This is a genomic window from Schaalia sp. 19OD2882 (genome assembly GCF_018986735.1).
In the GTDB taxonomy this organism is placed as follows: Bacteria; Actinomycetota; Actinomycetes; order Actinomycetales; family Actinomycetaceae; genus Pauljensenia.
Map to the genome: position 1 here is coordinate 1015797 of NZ_CP065521.1, position 18062 is coordinate 1033858.

Annotated in this window: 13 protein-coding genes and 1 pseudogene; 8 read left to right on the forward strand and 6 right to left on the reverse strand. The window is 68.3% G+C overall.

All coding sequences use genetic code 11. From position 1 onward, the window contains the following. Nucleotides 1-65: 65 nt before the first annotated feature. Together hrpB and I6B53_RS04470 are read right to left on the reverse strand one after the other, a co-directional pair. Nucleotides 66-2663: an ATP-dependent helicase HrpB gene (hrpB, locus tag I6B53_RS04465; protein WP_253953967.1), complete on the reverse strand. Its 2598-nt coding sequence runs from the start codon at nucleotides 2661-2663 to the stop codon at nucleotides 66-68. A 26-nt stretch (nucleotides 2664-2689) separates the two neighbouring features. Further along, complete coding sequence (locus I6B53_RS04470) at nucleotides 2690-3586, reverse strand: aldose-1-epimerase (RefSeq protein WP_216765045.1); 897 nt, start codon at nucleotides 3584-3586, stop codon at nucleotides 2690-2692. Nucleotides 3587-3787: 201 nt separating this feature from the next. Here I6B53_RS04470 and I6B53_RS04475 point away from each other — a divergent pair, with 201 nt between their 5' ends. After that, entirely contained in the window at nucleotides 3788-5149 is a 1362-nt protein-coding gene (locus I6B53_RS04475; protein ID WP_216765046.1) for an aminopeptidase C, read from the forward strand. 120 nt (nucleotides 5150-5269) lie between these two features. Here I6B53_RS04475 and I6B53_RS11065 read toward each other — a convergent pair. Further along, nucleotides 5270-6340 (reverse strand): annotated as a pseudogene (locus I6B53_RS11065) (alpha/beta fold hydrolase); the annotation flags it as partial. A gap of 94 nt (nucleotides 6341-6434) precedes the next feature. Between I6B53_RS11065 and I6B53_RS04480 the strand changes: the two are divergent. Next, nucleotides 6435-7097: a peptide deformylase gene (locus I6B53_RS04480; RefSeq protein WP_216765047.1), complete on the forward strand. Its 663-nt coding sequence runs from the start codon at nucleotides 6435-6437 to the stop codon at nucleotides 7095-7097. A 30-nt stretch (nucleotides 7098-7127) separates the two neighbouring features. Here I6B53_RS04480 and pflA read toward each other — a convergent pair whose 3' ends face one another. The 3 genes from pflA to pflB form a co-directional block, all read right to left on the reverse strand. Next, nucleotides 7128-8060, reverse strand: a complete 933-nt coding sequence (pflA, locus tag I6B53_RS04485; RefSeq protein ID WP_216765048.1) for a pyruvate formate-lyase-activating protein — start codon at nucleotides 8058-8060, stop codon at nucleotides 7128-7130. A 143-nt stretch (nucleotides 8061-8203) separates the two neighbouring features. Then, nucleotides 8204-8455 carry an autonomous glycyl radical cofactor GrcA2 gene (grcA2, locus tag I6B53_RS04490; RefSeq protein WP_216765049.1) on the reverse strand — a complete coding sequence of 84 codons (252 nt, stop codon included), beginning with the start codon at nucleotides 8453-8455 and terminating at the stop codon, nucleotides 8204-8206. 58 nt (nucleotides 8456-8513) lie between these two features. Continuing rightward, on the reverse strand, nucleotides 8514-10628 hold the full coding sequence (gene pflB / locus I6B53_RS04495) for a formate C-acetyltransferase (RefSeq protein WP_216765050.1): 2115 nt from the start codon (nucleotides 10626-10628) through the stop codon (nucleotides 8514-8516). 438 nt (nucleotides 10629-11066) lie between these two features. On the opposite strand from pflB, the gene I6B53_RS04500 reads away from it, so the two are divergent. From I6B53_RS04500 to prmC, 6 genes are all read left to right on the forward strand, one after another. Further along, nucleotides 11067-12374, forward strand: a complete 1308-nt coding sequence (locus I6B53_RS04500) for a homoserine dehydrogenase (RefSeq protein WP_216765051.1) — start codon at nucleotides 11067-11069, stop codon at nucleotides 12372-12374. 6 nt (nucleotides 12375-12380) lie between these two features. Further along, nucleotides 12381-13355 carry a homoserine kinase gene (gene thrB, locus I6B53_RS04505; protein WP_216765052.1) on the forward strand — a complete coding sequence of 325 codons (975 nt, stop codon included), beginning with the start codon at nucleotides 12381-12383 and terminating at the stop codon, nucleotides 13353-13355. 243 nt (nucleotides 13356-13598) lie between these two features. Further along, on the forward strand, nucleotides 13599-15431 hold the full coding sequence (gene rho, locus I6B53_RS04510) for a transcription termination factor Rho (protein ID WP_216765053.1): 1833 nt from the start codon (nucleotides 13599-13601) through the stop codon (nucleotides 15429-15431). A gap of 251 nt (nucleotides 15432-15682) precedes the next feature. Then, complete coding sequence (rpmE, locus tag I6B53_RS04515; protein ID WP_216765054.1) at nucleotides 15683-15904, forward strand: 50S ribosomal protein L31; 222 nt, start codon at nucleotides 15683-15685, stop codon at nucleotides 15902-15904. Nucleotides 15905-16031: 127 nt separating this feature from the next. Next, entirely contained in the window at nucleotides 16032-17135 is a 1104-nt protein-coding gene (gene prfA / locus I6B53_RS04520; protein WP_253953968.1) for a peptide chain release factor 1, read from the forward strand. Continuing rightward, complete coding sequence (prmC, locus tag I6B53_RS04525) at nucleotides 17132-18049, forward strand: peptide chain release factor N(5)-glutamine methyltransferase (protein WP_216765055.1); 918 nt, start codon at nucleotides 17132-17134, stop codon at nucleotides 18047-18049. The genes prfA and prmC overlap by 4 nt, the downstream gene beginning before the upstream one ends. Nucleotides 18050-18062: the final 13 nt, after the last annotated feature.

Consider the following 18062-nt stretch of genomic DNA (forward strand, 5'->3'; position numbering starts at 1 on the left):
CAGACATCGGAGGACATGACCGTCCTCGGCGAGGGCGAGGACCGACTCCTCGGCTCGCCCCGACCTCAGGTGCGGGGCCGAGGCTTTGCCCGCGACGTCGGCTTCTCGGTGAAGGGGTCCTCCGGCCAGGGATGCTTCGGGTAACGGCCCCGCAGGTGGGAGCGCACCTGCTGATAGGGGCCGGACCAGAAACTCCTCAGGTCGGAGGTCACCGCCGTGGGGCGCCCCGCCGGGTCCGTCAAGTGGACGACAAGAGCGACACGCCCATCGGCGAAGGTCGGGGAGTCGACCCAACCGAAGGCCTCCTGCACACGCAAGGTGAGGATGGGGCGACCGCTGGACCAGTCCAAGGAGCGGGTGGCGCCCGTGGGTATCTCCACACGCTCCGGGGCCAGTTCGTCCAGGCGCGCGGCCTCGGGCCACGGCAGCATGGCCCGAAGGGCAGCGAGGGTGTCGATCCGTGACAGTGGTGCTCCCGCGGCGAGCCCCGGCAGGTCGCCGGCCAGCCACATGGCTGCCCGGGCGGCCAAGGCGGCGTCGGAGACATCCGGCCAGGGTGGGCCCAGTGCCTCGTGCAAGGCGGTCATGCGCCAGCGCAGTTCCTGGGCGGCGCGCGGCCATTCGAGCAGGCCAAGACCCTCTCGCTGCAGCGCCTTGCCGAGAACGTCGAGCGCCGTTCCCTCAGGCACTGCGTCCAGGTGTCGCGAGACCAACTCAATGGCGCCAAGGGCCTCCACGCGGCGCCCTCGAATGCGCCCCTGGACCAGGTTCGCCTCGAAGCGCCCCTGACGCATGGGTGTGGCCGCGTACTCGGCGACCACGGGGTTGATCGGGGCGGCGGAGCGGATGAGGGCGTCGCTGACGCCGGGGGTCCTTTGCAACTCGGCGACCGCCAACCATGTGCTGCCCTCGAGTGGTGACGAGGGCGGCAGTTGTGCGCCCTGTCCGTCCACCATCAGGTAGCGGCTCGTCCCCGGGCGCAGGCGGGCGATCCACCGCGGGTGCGCCAATGCGACGACGAGGGCGAGGGCTTCGGAGGAAGTGCCCGGTCGAAGGGCCTTCGCCCACTGGTCACCTTCGACGGCGAGGCCCAGCCCCGCCCACGTGTCCTGGACCATGTCAGCGCTGACAAGACGCTCCAGGCGCTGGGCCTGTGCACGCATTCGCCCGCCGAGCTCAAGCTCCGACCCGTGCTTGACCTGTGTGAACAGCCTCGCAAGGTCCGCGTCCCGGACGCGCGGCTCCTCCGCAAGGAAAGCGACCAGGCCTGCGGCCTCATGTGCACCCACCAGAGCGGCCGATTCGAGCAGAGCGCGGGCCAGTCCGGGCTCCAGCGGAAGCGCAGCAAGGCTGACGCCCAGGTCCGTGACCTCTCCGCTCTCCTCCAACGCCCACATCGCCTGCAAGGACTGCCGGGCGGCCGTGGCCGCACCATCGGGCACCGGAGTGGGAAGGGCGGGTTCGGGAAGGCCCAGGCGGCGCCAGGTCGCGCACTGGAGAACCACCTCGGTGACGTCGGCGGTCTCGATCTCGGGGCGCGTGCGGGCGGGTCTGCGCGCGGACTCCGCCTCCTCCCAGCAGCGCAGGACCGTGCCCGGCCCCAGTCGGGCGGCGCGCCCGGCCCGCTGGTCGCCACGGGCCCGCGAGGCGGGAACCGTCACCAACATGCCTGCACCCCGCGCCGGATCGAAGCGCGGCTCGCGGGCAAGGCCAGCGTCGACGACCGTGCGCACACCGGGCACCGTCAGCGAGGACTCCGCCACGGAGGTGGACAGCACCACGTGGCGACGCCCGTCATTGCGGGGGCTGAGGATGCGGTCCTGCGTGGAGGCGCTCACATTGCCGTGCAGGACGAGGACCTCGACCCCCTCGGGGTTGCCCAGAGAGCGGGCGACCTCGTCGATCTCCCACACTCCCGGAAGGAAGACGAGGACGTCGCCATCGCCCTCGTCCAGGGCGCGAGCGATCGTGCGGGCCACATGCGCGCAGAAACGGCGGTCCACGACGGTGCGTCCCAAGCGGTCGGTCACCAGCGGGCCGACACCGCGCGGAGGCGGCGCCCACAGGGTGCGAAGGGGGTGGATGCGTCCGGGGACATCGACCAGGGCAGGCTCCGCATCGCAGTGCCTTCGCAGGTGCGGCAGCAGCATCGCGGTGTCCAGGGTGGCCGAGGTCACCGTCAGGTGAGCTTTCGTACGTCCCGCTTGGCGACCGGCCAAGAGCATTGCCAGGACCAGATCAGTGTCGAGTTGGCGTTCGTGGAACTCGTCGATCATCACCGCGTCGACCCCGTGCAGGTCAGGATCGCGTAGGAGGCGCCGCACCAGGACACCGGGGGTGGCGAATTCGACGCGCGTCGTGCCCGAGCACGAGGACTCGCCGCGCACCGTGTGCCCGACGGATTCTCCCAAGGGCTCACCGAGCAGGCCTGCGAGCCGCCTGGCGGCCGCTCGCACTGCCACACGCCGCGGCTGGGTGACGAGGATCCTGCCGTCGAAGTGGCCGGCAAGAAGCGCCGGAAGCAGGCTCGTCTTGCCCGAGCCCGGGGGAGCAGTGACCACCAGTGTGTCTGCGCCAACGAGAGCTCGGACCACCTCCGGCAGGCCCTCGACGACGGGGAGTTCGGGCGGCCGGGCCAGCAGACGGTCGAAGTCGGAGGTCACAGGCCAAGTGTGCCCGGCGGAGGGGCTCAGGCCACGTGCCCGCGCACAGTGAAGGTCAAGGAATGTGTGACCCCGGGTTCCAACTCGACCAGGCCGTCCCCGGAGTTGAAGGCGTTGGGGGCGCAGGTCATCGGTTCAACTGCCACCCCGCGTCGGCCCAGCCTTTCGCCCGTGTAGACCTGGACCCATCGCGCGTCGGACTCGATCTCCACCCACGAGCCCGTGGCCGGGATCGTCAGACGCACCGTCCACGGCCCCTCCGGAAGATCGGTGAAGGCGTGGTCGATGCGAGCGGTCCCGAGGACCCGTCCCTCGCGCAGATCCAGGTCCAGGTCGCCCGCAGGGCGCAGGGCCACAGGGATGAGGTCCTCGTCGACTTCGGCCACCGTCGCAGCGGGAATCGTCATCGAGTACTCGTCCACCTCGGTCAGGCCCACGGTCAGGTAAGGGTGACTGCTGGCCCCGTAGGGAGCGGCCTCGACGCCGATGTTCTTCGTCGCAACGGTCACCGACAGGCCCTTTTCCGCGCACAACGCGTAGGTGACCCAGCATTGGAGGGCCCACGGGTAACCGGGCCTGGGAGCGATGAAGGTCCCCAGAGTCGCCGAGTCCTTGTCCGCGTGCACCACCTCCCAGTCAACCCAGCACATGAGCCCGTGCAGGGCGCAGCCCGTCTCGCCCTCGTTGACAGGCACGTCGTGGCGGATCCCCTGCCACGTGTAGGAGCCGTTGGCGATGCGATTGGGCCACGGGACCAGCGTCTTGCCCAAGTACCCTTCGGGGATCTCGGTCACAGCATGCGGTTGGAGCAGATCGACCCCGCGCAGAGTCAGCCCGGCGATCCCAGCCCCCACAGTGACGACTCGTGCGACGTAGTCGCCACTGGTCAGGACGAGTTCCTTGCCGGATGCTGCAGGGGGCATGGGTGTCTCCCAAGGTTGAGGGGCTACTTCGGCGGCGTCGTTGCCTCACCCATGATCCTAGTGCGCATGTCGGATCGGCGGGCGCCGACCGGTCGGCGAGGACGCCATCCGTGTTGAGAATGGGTCGCGACAAGCAGGAGTAGGATGTATCGACCCCATGGGGAAGACCCCAACCTTCGACACCTACTGAGGAGACACGGCATGACCGCCCCTGCCACCGGTTCCGACAACGCCCGCACACCCATCACCACGGAAACGATCGAGGCTTGTGTGCGCGCGGCACAGGACCCGCAGGCCCTTGTCGCCCGCAACGCGGTCACCCGCAGTGGTGTCGACGCATGCGCGACCGACCGGACAAAGGTCGTCGCCACACCCACGGTCGTCTCCCACAAGCTCGACACGTGGAAGGTCACCTCCCAGAAGAAGTCCGGCAGGTGCTGGCTCTTCTCCTCACTGAACCTGCTGCGAGACACCGCCCGGGCGCGTCTGGGAATCAAGGACTTCGAGTTCTCCCAGAACCACGCGATGTTCTGGGACAAGTTCGAACGCGCCAACTGGTTCCTCACCGACATCATCGCCACCGCCGACCAGCCACTGGACGGCCGTCTGCTCCAGTTCCTCCTGGCCGATGTCCTCGGAGACGGTGGCCAGTGGGACATGGCGGTCTCCGTCTACCTCAAGCACGGGGTCGTCCCCAAACAGGCCATGCCCGAGACCGCATGCTCTGGCAACACCGACGACATGAACCCGATCCTGCGCACCCTGCTGCGCCGCAGCGCCCTCGAACTGCGAGAACTCGCCGCCGCCGGAGCCGGTGCCGAGACGCTGGCCGCCGCGAAGGACGACGTCCTTGCCAAGGTCTGGCGGATCCTCGTCATCTGCCTGGGCGAGCCCCCGACCTCGATCGAATGGACGTGGCGCGACGACGAGGGCGAATTCCACCGTGGCGGCACCCTGACCCCCACCCAGTTCTACGACACCTATGTCGGCATCGACCTCACCCAGTACGTGTGCCTGGTCGACGACCCCCGTCCCGAGCACCCCAAGGGGCGGGCCCTGAGCGTCGACAACCTTGGAAATGTCGTGGGCGGGCGCCGGATTCGCTACGTGAACACCGACATCGACGTCATCAAGCGTCTCGCGGCAGCCACGATCGTTGCAGGCGAACCCGTGTGGTTCGGTGCCGACGTCACACCCCAGTCGGACCGCGACTCCGGTCTGCTGGTCTCGGGACTGTACGACCACACGGGCCTGTTCGGCCTCGACCTGTCAACGTCCAAGCTCCAGAGGGTCCTCACCGGCGAGTCGGCCATGAACCACGCCATGCTCTTCACCGGAGTCGACCTTGACGATGCCGGGAGCCCGCGCCGCTGGCGCGTGGAGAACTCCTGGGGTGAAGAGCCCGGTGACAAGGGCTTCTACACGATGGACGACCAGTGGTTCACGGACTACGTCTTCGAGGTCGTCGTCCACGTCGACCGTCTGCCCGAGGACCTGCGCCCGGCACTGTCCGAAGAGCCCATCCACCTGCCCGCCTGGGACCCGATGGGCACGCTGGCCTGAACAACCACCCACCCGTGATCCGGGGCGGCGCCGACGAGGCGCCGCCCCGTCCCCATCCCCCGGGCAAAAGCCGTGCACGAACGCGAAAGTGTCAGACAAGGAACGGACCGCCTCGACGAAGACCTCAGGCTCTTCCGCATGGATGTCGTGGCCGCAGTCCACATCGACCCGGCGCGCACCGGGGTTCAGAGCCGCCATGACACGCGCGGCGTCCTCCTCCGTGTTCGCCGCGAACAAGGTCCCGTCATTGCCGTACTTCGTGACGGCCTTGAGGTAGACGGTCGGCGCCTTGATCCCGCCCAGTGTCGCCTCCTGGTCCACGCCCTCCATCCACGTGCCCGAATGGAAGGCTTCACCGAAGGCCAGGTCGTAGGAGTCGATCGAGCGGAAACCGCGGAGGAGCTGTGGTGGCACCCAGTCGAGTTTGAGGCGCTCACCCGGATGGGCCAAGCGCCGCTCGCGCGTCCACTTTGCCAGGGTCGGCTGCAGCCCACCGAAGAGGTGCGCCATGTACGCATGCTCCATGTAGTACGTCGGGTAGTCGCCGAGTGCGTCCTGGCCGAGGAAGTCGTGGATCGTGGTGAAGGAGTCCTTCCAGACGAAAGTGCCCGCCCCTTCGCGCATCTCCTGCGGGGTCACCGAGAACAACGGTGGATCCTCCAGGACCAGTCCCCTCACGTCATCGGGTGCTTCGGCGGCCACCAGGGCCGCGATGATCCCACCGGAGGAGTGCCCAGAGACGATCGCCGGCTCCCTGACCACCTCACGGAGGAACCACACGAAATCCTGTGCGCCACGGCGCGCCGTGTAGGCGGCGGGGTCGTGCGAGGACTTCCCATGGCCGTGGCAGTCGACGGCGAAGACGTGAAACCCCTTGGCAAGCTCGGGCAGTACCGCGTGGTAGTCGTCCCAGGACATCTGCTGGCCGTGGACGAGCAACAGCGCGGGCCCGTTGTCCGGCCCCTCGACGTAGTTCAGGGTCGTCCCCGAAGCGGTGTGTGCCTGCTTCTCCACGTAGCCGGCCGCCCACGTGGCGTCAAGCTCGCCCTCGTCGAAATGCAGGTTGTGGTGCCGGTAGGCGGCGGCAGCGCCCGCCAGGGCGAGCAGTGCGACCAGCGTGCACACACCCGCCCACATCAGCCACCGTCGCAATCGACGAGGTCGACTCCTGCGCTGGGTCCGTTCCGTCATCGTTCCTCCTGAGCCCGGACTCGAGTGCCGGGACTACGCTGGGACACATGAGTCAGTACGAGATTCGCACAATCACCGAGGTGATGGGGGCCCAATGAGCATTCTGCCGATCCGAGTGTGGGGCGACGAGGTCCTGCACAACCGAGCCCGCGAGGTGGGCGAGATCGACGAGGCCGTGCGCACCTTGGTTGCCGACATGGTCGAGACCATGCACGCCGCCGACGGAGTCGGGCTGGCGGCCCCGCAGGTGGGGCATGGGCTGCGGATCTTCGTCTGGCACCATGAGGGCGGCCACCCGTGGGACGCTCGCCTGGATCCCGCCGAGCGGCCGGGGCCGAGTTCGGGCGTGGTCATCGACCCGGTCCTGGAACTGTCCGACCTGCCTCAGCGTGCAGCCGACCCGGACACGGAGATGGAGGGGTGCCTGTCGCTGCCGGGACTTGCCTACCCGGTGGTGCGAGCCACACGCGCCATCCTGACTGGGCGTGACCTGGATGGAGAGCCACTGCGCATCGAGGCGTGCGGGTGGCTGGCGCGTATTTTCCAGCACGAGTTCGACCACCTCGACGGCATTGTCTACACCCAACGTCTGGGGTCCCCGTGGGCCCAGCGAGCTGAACGAGCCATCGCCGCAGCCGGGTGGAACGGGGGACAATGGGACCCGAGTGCAGCAGAGGACGACGCGCCCTCCCGGACGCGGGCACGCCGCCCTCGTCGAGGGCCAGGAAGAATGCGCCTGGCAGGCCGTGGCAGGTGAGGCGGATGCTCGCCGGTGGTGCGGACGCCTTCAGGTGACGACGAAGCCCAACGAGCGGAAGTGGTCGCGCACCTCGGTCGTGGCCTGGACGCTCGGCGGTTGCGTGGCGTCCAGGGTGTAGTGCAGGCCCAGTGACTTCCACTTGTCGCGACCCATCTGGTGGAAGGGCAGGACCTCCACGCGATCGATGACATTGCGCCACTTCGAGATGATCCGGCCGATCGCCTCGATGTTCTCCTTGGCGTCCGTCAGATCGGGCACCAGGACGAATCGGATCCACACGCGCGTGGTCCCGCGCGCCGCCAACCGGTCGCCGAAGTCGATGGTCGGCTGCAACTCGCCGCCGGTGACCTTCCGGTAGGTGTCCGGCAGCCCGGACTTGACGTCCAGCAGGACCAGGTCGATGTCGTCGAGCATTGCGTCATCACAGTTGACGCCCAAGAACCCCGAGGTGTCGAGGCAGGTGTGCACACCCATTTCCTTGGCTCCGCGGAAGATGCGACGCACGAACTCGGGCTGCATCATCGCCTCTCCACCGGAGATCGTCACGCCTCCGCCACTGGCGCGGAAGATCCGGCGGTAACGGCGAATCCTGGCCAGAATGTCCTCGATGCTCACCGGCGCCCCGTCCTTCATGAGGAAGGTGTCGGGGTTGTGGCAGTACTGGCAACGCAGTCCGCACCCGTTGAGGAACACGGTCAGTCGGGTACCGGGGCCGTCCACGGCGGTGACGAGCTCCCACGAATGCACCGACCCCAAGGTGCCTTCACGCATTCGGTGCAGCCGGTCGGCCCTTTCCAGGTCGGACAGTACCTCCAGACCTGCGATGCCCAGGCCGACCGCGCGAGCGGTCGGGGCTTCGAAGTCCTGGTCGCGCAGGTTTTGGGCGCGTTCGGACACGGGTCCGGTGGGGACGATGCTCGATCCGTCTCCGAGGGCGACGGGCGTGGGCAGGTCGGTCATGGGTCCTCGTCGGTGGTGTCAGTGCGGCGGCGCCGCGGGGCAGGGGAGCCCCTGCTCTCGCGGCGCCGTGCGGGTGGTCTGCTTCGGGGTGCCGAGGGCACCTCGAAGCGTTCAGCCGTCCGGAGTCCGGGCGGACTCGGAGCTCAGGCCGAGTGGTGGAAGGTCCGGGACAGGACGTCCAGCTGCTGCTCGCGGGTGAGCTTGACGAAGTTCACCGCGTAGCCGGAGACGCGCACCGTGAGGTTCGGGTACTTCTCCGGGTGGTCGATGGCGTCCTCGAGGGTGGCGCGGTCCAGCACGTTGATGTTTGCGTGGTACAGGCCGGCGATGCCGCCGTGCTCCTCACGGGCGGCCTTCATCGCGGCGAGACGCTCTTCGTAGGTCCTGGTTGCCATGTGTGTGTCCTCTTTCGGTTCTCAGTGTGCAGTGGTGAAGGTCAGGGGTGGGCGGAGGTCAGTGGCTCGGGACGAGACCGCATTCCTCGTCCGGGACGAAGCCCGCGTCGAGGATGCCGACGAGGTTGGTGATCTGCTCGTCCTTCGTGCGGCCAAGGCCCGAAGGTGTGATCGTGTTCGTCAGCGAGATGCCGTCGAGCGCGTCGTTGTAGTCGAGTTTTCCGACCGAGAGCATCGAGGCCACCATTCCGTGGGTGTCGATGCCGTTCTCGGGGTTGGCGCCCGGGGCGAAGGGGGTGCCGGCACGGTGACCCGAGGGGAAGTTGCCGGTGGCCTTGCCGTAGACGACGTTCGAGGTGATCGTGAGCACCGACTGGGTCGGGATTGCGTCACGGTACATGGGGATCTGGCGGATCTTGTCCATGATCGTGTGAACCACTGTGGCGGCGATGTCGTCCGCGCGGTCGTCGTCGTTGCCGTAGGTCGGGAACTCGCCCTCGGTGACGTAGTCGACGACCAGGCCGGACTCGTCACGAACCGGGGTGACCTTCGCGTACTTGATGGCCGCCAAGGAGTCGGCGACGATGGACAGACCCGCGATGCCGCAACCCATGGTGCGGACGATCTCCGAGTCGTGCAGAGCCATCTCGATCGACTCGTAGGCGTAGCGGTCGTGGCAGTAGTGGATGATGTTCAGGGCTTCGACATAGGTGCCGACGACCCAGTCCAACATGTCCTCGTACTTGGCCCAGACCTCGTCGAAGTCCAGCGGGCCGTCACCCTCGATGCCGGCCAGGCCGGTGACGACCTGCTTGCCGCTCATCTCGTCGCGGCCACCGTTGATGGCGTAGAGCAGGGACTTGGCGGCGTTGACGCGCGCGCCGAAGAACTGCATCTGCTTGCCCACCCGCATGGGGGACACACAGCAGGCGATGGCAGCGTCGTCTCCCCAATGTTCACGGATCTGGCCGTCGGACTCGTACTGGATCGACGAGGTCTCGATGGAGATCGCGGCGCAGAACTCCTTGTAGCCCTTGGGCAGGTTCTCGTCCCAGAAGATCGTGATGTTCGGCTCCGGGGCGGGGCCCAGGTTGCGAAGGGTCTGCAGCAGACGGAAGGAGGTCTTGGTGACCAAGGTGCGGCCGTCATCGCCGAAGCCTGCGTCCGACCACGTGGCCCAGTAGGGGTCGCCCGAGAAGATCTGGTCGTAGTCGATGGTGCGCAGGAAGCGGGTGATGCGCAGCTTGATGACCAAGGCGTCGATCATCTCCTGGGCATCGGTCTCGGTGATGGCACCTGCGGCCAGGTCGCGCTCGAAGTAGATGTCGAGGAATCCCGACAGGCGGCCGATGGACATGGCCGCGCCGTCCTGGCTCTTGACCGACGCCAAGTAGCCGAAGTACGTCCACTGGACTGCTTCCTGGGCGGTGCGGGCCGGGCCCGAGATGTCGAAGCCGTAGTCGGCCGCCATCATCTTGAGCTTCTTCAGGGCCTTGATCTGCTCGGAGTGTTCCTCGCGGTAGCGGGCCCAGTGCTCGGAGAAGCCCTGGTCGGCGTAGCGGTCCTTGTCCTGCTGCTTCCACTCGATGAGCTTGTCCACGCCGTACAGGGCCACACGGCGGTAGTCGCCGATGATGCGGCCGCGGCCGTAGGCGTCCGGCAGGCCGGTGATGATGTGCGAGGAGCGAGCTGCGCGGATGCGCGGGGTGTAGATGTCGAAGACCGCGTCATTGTGGGTCTTGCGGTACTGGGTGAAGATCTTCTTGACCTCGGGGTCGATCTCCTTGCCGGCCTCGTGGATGGCCGTCTCGACCATGCGCCAGCCACCATTGGGCATCATTGCGCGCTTGAGTGGGGAGTCGGTCTGCAGGCCCACGATGACGTCGTCATCATCGCTGATGTAGCCGGGGCGGAAGGCGTCGATGTCCGCAGGTGTATGGGTGTCGACGTCGAGAATCCGGACCTTGCGCTCCTCCTTGAGGAATTTCTCCTCCAGGGTCTGCCACAGACGAAGGGTCTTTTCCGTGGGGCCGGCGAGGAAGCTCGCGTCGCCCTCGTAGGGGGTGTAGTTGCGCTGGATGAAGTCACGCACGTCGACGGCTTGCGTCCACGGCCCGGTTTCGAATCCCTCCCACGCATCGGTCACTGTTGCGGGAGCGGTCTCCTCTGTCATGCGTCCTTCTTTCGGGAGTTCCACCGACGCGGGTGTGACGGTGGCAGTCGTGGCACCCGGTGGGGTGCTTCAACAATCATCCCGGCCATTTGTGAACAAGGCAGGCCTCACTGCGACAAAGGCGTGTGGCATCCCTCCCACAGGGCCGGACGGCAATCCAGCTTACGCCTCCATCTGGGACTTGGGTCCCAGATGGGGGTTGGTGCCTGCGAGGTTCGCCCTCGTCAGTGCGTCTGGGCTCCACCGCGTGGGGCGATGGACGAATCTCGCGGATCCACCGACGAATCTCGCGGATCGGCGAAGGAGTCTCGCGGGATGGCGGACGAATCCCGCGGGGAGGTGGGACCGTAGAATCGGCGGCAGGCGTGACGAATACCCGCCTGGCAGCACCAGACCGTCACACTGACCGACGGAAAGCGCAAAACCCGAGGAGCCGCAGTGACCGACACCCACCCCACCATCGACGTCGCAGTCCTGGGCGCAGGAACGGTCGGCTCCCAAGTCATCCGGATCCTGGGCGAACAGGCCGACGACCTCACTGCGCGTTCCGGGGCGAAGATCCGCGTCGCCTCCGTCCTCGTGCGCAATCCCGAAGCGCCCCGAGACGTCGACGTCGACCCGTCGGTCCTGACCACCGATCCGGCCACCGCCATCGACGGCAGGGACGTCGTCGTCGAACTCATCGGCGGAATCGAACCGGCCCGCACCTTCGTGCGCCGTGCCCTGGACCAAGGAATCTCCGTCGTCACCGGCAACAAGGCCCTCCTGGCCGCACACGGCCCCGAACTCTACGAGGCCGCCGCCGCCAGTGGAGCCGACCTCTACTACGAGGCCGCAGTGGCCGGCGCCGTCCCCGTGGTCTACGGGTTGCGCGAGTCCCTGGCGGGGGACCGCGTCACCCGCGTCATGGGCATCGTCAACGGGACCACGAACTTCATCCTCGACTCCATGGCCACCAAAGGCATGACCTACGAGGAGGCCCTGTCGCAGGCGCAGCGTCTGGGCTTCGCCGAAGCCGACCCCAGCGCCGACGTCGACGGCCTGGATGCCGCCGCCAAGTGCGCGATCCTGGCCTCCTTGGCCTTCCACACGCGGGTCGGCATCGAGGACGTGGCCGTCGAAGGCATCACCGGCATCACGACCGAGGACATGGCCGAGGCGGCCCTGACCGGGCACGCCGTCAAACTGCTGGCCATCGCCGAGCGTCGTGTGGGCGAGGACGGCACCGAAGGGGTCTCTGCGCGTGTCCACCCCGCCCTCGTGCCCGGGGACAACCCCTTGGCCACCGTGGCCGGCGCCTTCAACGCCATCGTCGTCGAAGGAGAAGCCGCAGGGCGCCTCATGTTCTACGGCCAGGGGGCGGGCGGCGCCCCGACCGCCTCCGCCGTCCTGTCCGACCTTGTCGCAGCCGTTCACCACCGCGCCCACGGCGGCAACGCCCCGCGCGAATCCGTCTACGCGCACCTGCCGATCCTGGACGCCGGACTGTCGCACACCCGCTACCAGATCCGCCTCAAGGTCGAGGACCGCTTGGGGGTCCTGTCCGACGTGGCCGGCATCTTCGCCCGGCACGGGGTGTCCATCCAGTCCGTCCACCAGCGCTACAACACCGACCCCGGAGCGGCCACCATCGTCATCGCCACCCACACCGCACGTGAGGCCGACCTGCGGGCCGTGGCCAATGCCCTGGGCCAGTCCGGCGCGGTGCGTGAGGTCCTGTCCACCTTGCGCGTGGAGGGGGAGTGACACGCCGTGAAGCTGCGTGACGACTTCGTCGCGGTCTCCGTGCCCGCCACGACGGCGAATCTGGGGCCGGGTTTCGACTCGATGGGCATGGCGCTGGACCTGTGGGACGACGTGTCCGTCCACGCGATCACCGGGCCCACGCAGGTCGTCATCGAGGGCGAGGGTGCGGGTGAAGTCGCCACGGGCGAGGACAACCTGGTCGTCAAGGCCCTGCGCCTGGCCCTGGACCGCGTGGGCGCCCCGCAGGTGGGGGTGCGCATGCGCTGCGTCAACCGCATCCCCCATGGGCGAGGGCTGGGGTCTTCGGCGTCCGCTATCGTCGCCGGTCTGACTCTGGCCCGCGCCCTGATCGGCGACCCGGAGGCGTTGACCGAGGCGGATCTGCTGGACCTGGGCACCGAGATGGAAGGGCATCCGGACAATGTGGCTCCTGCCGTCCTGGGTGGGGCGACGGTGGCCTGGGTCAACCGTGGCCATGCGGGAGCCGTGCGCCTGGACCCGCCCGAGGGGATCTCGCCGGTGGCCTTCATCCCCGACTTCGAGTTGTCGACCTCCCTTGCGCGGGCGGCCATTCCCGACCAGGTGAGTCATCGGGACGCGGTCCACAACGTGTCGAGGGTGGCGCTGCTGGTCGCCCTGCTCAGCGGTGCTTCGAGGGACCACTTGGTGGCGGGCGCCCAGGGCACACCCATGCACGAGATGCTCATGGCGGCCACCCAGGACCGCCTGCACCAGGAGCAGCGTCGAAGCACGATGGAGACCTCCATGGAGATGGTCGACTGGCTGCGCTCGGCCGGAATGGCCGCCGTGGTCTCCGGCGCGGGTCCCACTGTGCTGTCCCTGGAACACGTGCTCACCCAGGTGCGCATCGACGCCAAGGCAGCCGGGTGGCGTGTGCTGCCTCTGGCGGTGACGATGACCGGCGTGCGGATCACCCGCGGGCGCATCATGAAGGACCTTGGTACCTCGTCCCACATGTGAGCCCAGTGGCCGTGCGCCTCCTTCGCCGTGTGTGATCTGTGGCGCAGCGGGGCCGGGTGTCCGCTCTTCACTGGACATCGACCCGCTGTGCCTTGCTAGCATGGCGCTCATCAAGCCCTCCGAGGCCCAGCCGATGATCGGCATCCAAAGTGGCGAAGACGTGTTCCGCCACATCAGGCTCGTACTCCGTGCAGGACTGCGGGCAAGACCCGCCTCCGGGCGAATCCAGCAGAGGATCAATCGTTGAGCAACGACACCCACGCAGCAGACGCCACATCACTTGCGGCGAAGAAGCTGCCTGAACTCAAGGCCCTCGCCTCCCAACTCGGCCTCAAAGGCATCTCGGCCATGCGCAAGGGCGACCTCGTCGCCGCCATCGCTGCAGCCGCCTCCGGCTCGTCCTCCGGTGCAGCGGACGCCTCGACCTCGTCGGCGGCCCCCACCCGCGCGCGCCGTACGCGTCGCGCCGTGGAGGTTCCGGCCACCGAACCCTCCACCGCAGAGTCGGCACCCGCACCCGCTCCTGAGGCGGCGTCGGCTCCGGAGGAGGTCCCGGCCTCGGCTCCTGCCCCCGCCGACTCGGGTGCGCCCGCCCAGTCCCCGCGCAAGTCCCGCCGTCGCCGCGCGGTCACCACCGAGTCCGCCGAGCCGGCCCAGATCGAACTCGACCTGCCCGCGCCGGTCAAGGCCGACATCGCCTCCGCAAGCGGCGAGGACTCGGGCCCCGAGGCAGGTCAATCCCGCGCCGACGAGGCCCCCAAGGCCTTGGAGTCCATCGAACTTCCCGAGGGCGACGAGGCCGAGGCGGGCCGTCGCAACCGTCGAGGACGCGACCGCCGACGCGGACGCGACCGTGAGCGCACCCGTGAGGATCGCGGTGGCCGCGAGAACCGTCGTGAGCGCAACCGTGACCGCGACGCGGATGCGCCCCTGCGTGAGGACGAAGTCCTGGCCCCCATTGCGGGCATCCTCGACGTCCAGGAGAACCACGCCTTCGTGCGCACCTCCGGCTACCTGCCCGGCCCGAATGACGTGTACGTGACCTTGGGCAATGTGCGCCGCTGGGGACTGCGCCCCGGTGACGCCGTGCTCGGCGCGGTGCGCCAGCCCCGCGAGGGAGAGCGTCAGCGCCAGAAGTTCAACGCCCTCGTGCGTGTGGACGCCGTCAACGGCATGTCCACCGAGGAAGCGGCGGCCCGCCGCGAGTTCGGCAAGCTCACCCCGCTGTACCCGAATGAGCAGCTGCGCATGGAGACGTCGCCGAAGGCCTTCACCCCGCGTGTCATCGACCTTGTGGCGCCCATCGGCAAGGGTCAGCGCGGCCTCATCGTCTCCCCGCCCAAGGCCGGCAAGACGATGGTCATCCAGCAGATCGCCAAGGCCATTGAGCTGAACAATCCTGAGGTGCACCTCATGGTCGTCCTGGTGGACGAGCGTCCCGAGGAAGTCACCGACATGCGTTCCATCGTCAAGGGAGAGGTCATCGCCTCGACCTTCGACCGTCCCGCCTCTGACCACACGATCGTCGCGGAGCTGGCCATCGAGCGCGCCAAGCGCCTCGTGGAGTTGGGCCAGGACGTCGTCGTGCTGCTGGACTCGCTGACCCGCCTGTCCCGCGCATACAACTTGGCCGCCCCGGCCTCGGGCCGCATCCTCTCCGGCGGCGTGGACGCCTCGGCCCTGTACCCGCCGAAGAAGTTCTTCGGTGCCGCCCGCAACCTCAAGGAGGGCGGCTCGCTGACCATCATCGCATCTGCGCTGGTGGAGACCGGTTCGAAGATGGATGAAGTCATCTTTGAGGAATTCAAGGGCACCGGCAACATGGAGCTGCGCCTGTCGCGTCAGCTGGCCGAGCGTCGCATCTTCCCGGCGATCGACGTCAACGCGTCGGGCACTCGTCGTGAAGAGGTCCTCTTCCGTCCCGAAGAACTGCGCATCATGTGGAAGCTGCGCCGGGTCCTGGGCACCCTGGACCAGCAGAGCTCACTGGAGCTGGTGTTGGACAAACTCAAGGAGACCCAGTCGAACGCCGAGTTCCTCATGCTCGTGCAAAAGACCACACCCAGCAACGACTGAGTTCGCCCTGTCCCCCACGGCGCCCCTGTGGGCAGCGTGTGCTCCACCCATCGGGGCGAGCGTGCAGGCGGAAGCACCAGGGGGCGTCCGGGTCATGCCGGACATCCGTTGTCGTCGACCTCACGCGGCCGTGGCGGGACCTGCGTGGACCGTGCGGGTGAGGAAGTGGCAGAATCGAGCACTGGTTCCGGTTCACCTCGCGGCAGGAGTCGCCAGGACCCGGCATCCTCGAATCCCTTAAGGAGAACACCATGAAGCAGGGAGTCCACCCTGAGTACGTCGACACCAATGTGACGTGCACCTGCGGCAACACCTTCACCACCCGTTCGACCATCGCCTCTGGCGAGATGCGCGTCGACGTGTGCTCGGCCTGCCACCCCTTCTACACGGGCAAGCAGAAGATCCTCGACACCGGCGGCCGCGTCGCCCGCTTCGAGGCCCGTTACGGAAAGCGCGTGCGCCCCTCCAAGTGACCTCGTCGGCGGCGCCGGTGGCCATGAGCCGCCGGCGCCGCCGCACATCCGCGCCGGCCCCGCACAGGCGCCCTCGGCTCACTCCACCGCACCCCGCGCACGAGCGCGCACACAACCAGGACCCCATGTGAACAGCACTGACCCGGCTGTCAGACAGTTCCCCGCCCTTGAACCCCTGCTGGCAGAACGCGGCGCCGTCGAAGCCGCCATGTCCGACCCCACCACTGTCGCGGACCCGGCGGCCCTGCGGCGCGCAGGTAGGCGCCTGGCCGAGTTGCAGCGCATCCACACTGCTGCCGAGCGATTTTCCGCCGCCACCGGCGATCTTGCCGCCGCCCTCGAACTGGCCGCCGAGTACCCTTCCTTCGCCGAGGAGGTGCGGGCCCTGCGCGCCGAGGAGGCTGCCGCACGCGCCGCCCTCGTGGCGATCCTCGTCCCCCGGGATCCCGACGACGCCCTCGACGTCATCCTGGAGGTCAAAGCCGGGGAAGGAGGCGAGGAATCGGCTCTCTTCGCCGCCGATCTGGCCCGCATGTACACACGCTACGCGGCAAGTCGCGGATGGAAGGTCACGGAATTGTCCGCGACCCACACCGAGCTCGGCGGCTTCAAGGACATCTCCTTCGCGATCCGCGCAAAGGGGACTCCCGCACCCGAGGACGGCGTGTGGGCCAGCCTCAAGTACGAGGGCGGCGTCCACCGCGTCCAACGCATTCCCGTCACCGAATCGGCCGGACGCATCCACACCAGTGCCGTCGGTGTCTTCGTGGTTCCCGAGGTCCAGGACGACTCAGAGATCGTCATCGACCCCGCCGACCTGCGCATCGACGTCTACCGGTCTTCGGGCCCGGGCGGACAGAGCGTGAACACGACCGACTCGGCGGTACGCATCACCCACCTGCCCAGCGGCATCGTCGTGGCCATGCAGAACGAGAAGTCGCAGCTGCAGAACAAGGAGGCCGCCCTGCGAGTCCTGGCCAGCCGCCTGGCGGCCGAGGCGAAGGCACGCAAGCAGGCCGAGGACTCGGCGCAGCGCCTGTCCCAGGTGCGCACCGTGGACCGCTCCGAGCGCATCCGCACCTACAACTTCCCCGAGAACCGGATCGCCGACCACCGCACCGGGTACAAGGCCCACAACCTGGACCAGGTGCTGGAAGGAGCCTTGGGGCCGGTCATCGAATCGGCCGTCGCCGCCGACGAGGCCGCCCGACTGGCCGAGGTCGAGGGGTGAACGCGGGAGCCACCCAACAGGAACTGCTTGCCAAGGCGCGTGCGGCGCTGGCCCACATCGAGGGGGCCAACGCGCACCAGGAGGCGCGAATCCTGCTGGAATGGGCGATGGGCGCCGACGACCTGTGGACCGCCCCGGCCACACTGACCCGCAGCCAGGAGCGCCGCTTCCATGAAGCCTTGGCGCGCCGGTGTGCGCGAGAGCCCCTCCAGCACGTCGTGGGGCGCATGTGGTTCCGCGACTTGACTCTTGTCGCGCGCCCCGGGGTCTTCGTGACCCGACCCGAGACCGAGGTGGTGGCGGGCTGCGCCATTGACGAGGCCGCCCGCCTGGCGGGCGAAAGCGCCGGGCAGGGGCGCCCGGGGCCGCTGGTCGTCGACCTGTGCGCGGGTTCGGGAGCCATCGCCATTGCCGTGGCCACGGAAGTGCCCTCCGCGCGGGTGGTGGCCGTCGAGATCGACGAGGACGCTGCGGACCTGGCGCGCACGAACATCGACGCGCTGGCACCCGGACGGGTTGACCTGGTGGTGGGGGATGCGACCTCCCGTTCGACGTTGGACCTGTTGGAGGGCGGCGTGGACGTCGTCGTCTCGAATCCGCCGTACGTACCCGACCGCGAGCCCGTCACCCAGGCCGAAGCGCTGGTCGACCCGGAGCGTGCGCTGTACGGGGGAGGGGAGGACGGAATGGTCGTTCCCCGTGGAATCGTCGAGGTCGCCTGGCATCTGTTGGCTCCTGGGGCCCTGCTGGTGGTCGAGCACGCCTCGTCCCAGTCCCGGGAGATGCGTCGCGAGGCCCGCCAGCGCGGGTACGCCGAGGTGCGGACCCTGCCGGACCTGACTGGGCGGGACCGTCTGCTCCACGCCCGCCGCCCCCTTGCCCCACCCCCGTGGGATTCGTCCGTCGACCGGTGAGATTCGTCCGTCG

What these genes read in the sequence shown, in the direction of transcription:
- I6B53_RS04470 (WP_216765045.1), bottom strand. Translation starts at nt 3,586, where the DNA reads ATGCCCCCTGCAGCATCCGGCAAGGAACTCGTCCTGACCAGTGGCGAC.
- I6B53_RS04475 (WP_216765046.1), top strand. Translation starts at nt 3,788, where the DNA reads ATGACCGCCCCTGCCACCGGTTCCGACAACGCCCGCACACCCATCACC.
- I6B53_RS04480 (WP_216765047.1), top strand. Translation starts at nt 6,435, where the DNA reads ATGAGCATTCTGCCGATCCGAGTGTGGGGCGACGAGGTCCTGCACAAC.
- pflA (WP_216765048.1), bottom strand. Translation starts at nt 8,060, where the DNA reads ATGACCGACCTGCCCACGCCCGTCGCCCTCGGAGACGGATCGAGCATC.
- grcA2 (WP_216765049.1), bottom strand. Translation starts at nt 8,455, where the DNA reads ATGGCAACCAGGACCTACGAAGAGCGTCTCGCCGCGATGAAGGCCGCC.
- pflB (WP_216765050.1), bottom strand. Translation starts at nt 10,628, where the DNA reads ATGACAGAGGAGACCGCTCCCGCAACAGTGACCGATGCGTGGGAGGGA.
- rpmE (WP_216765054.1), top strand. Translation starts at nt 15,683, where the DNA reads ATGAAGCAGGGAGTCCACCCTGAGTACGTCGACACCAATGTGACGTGC.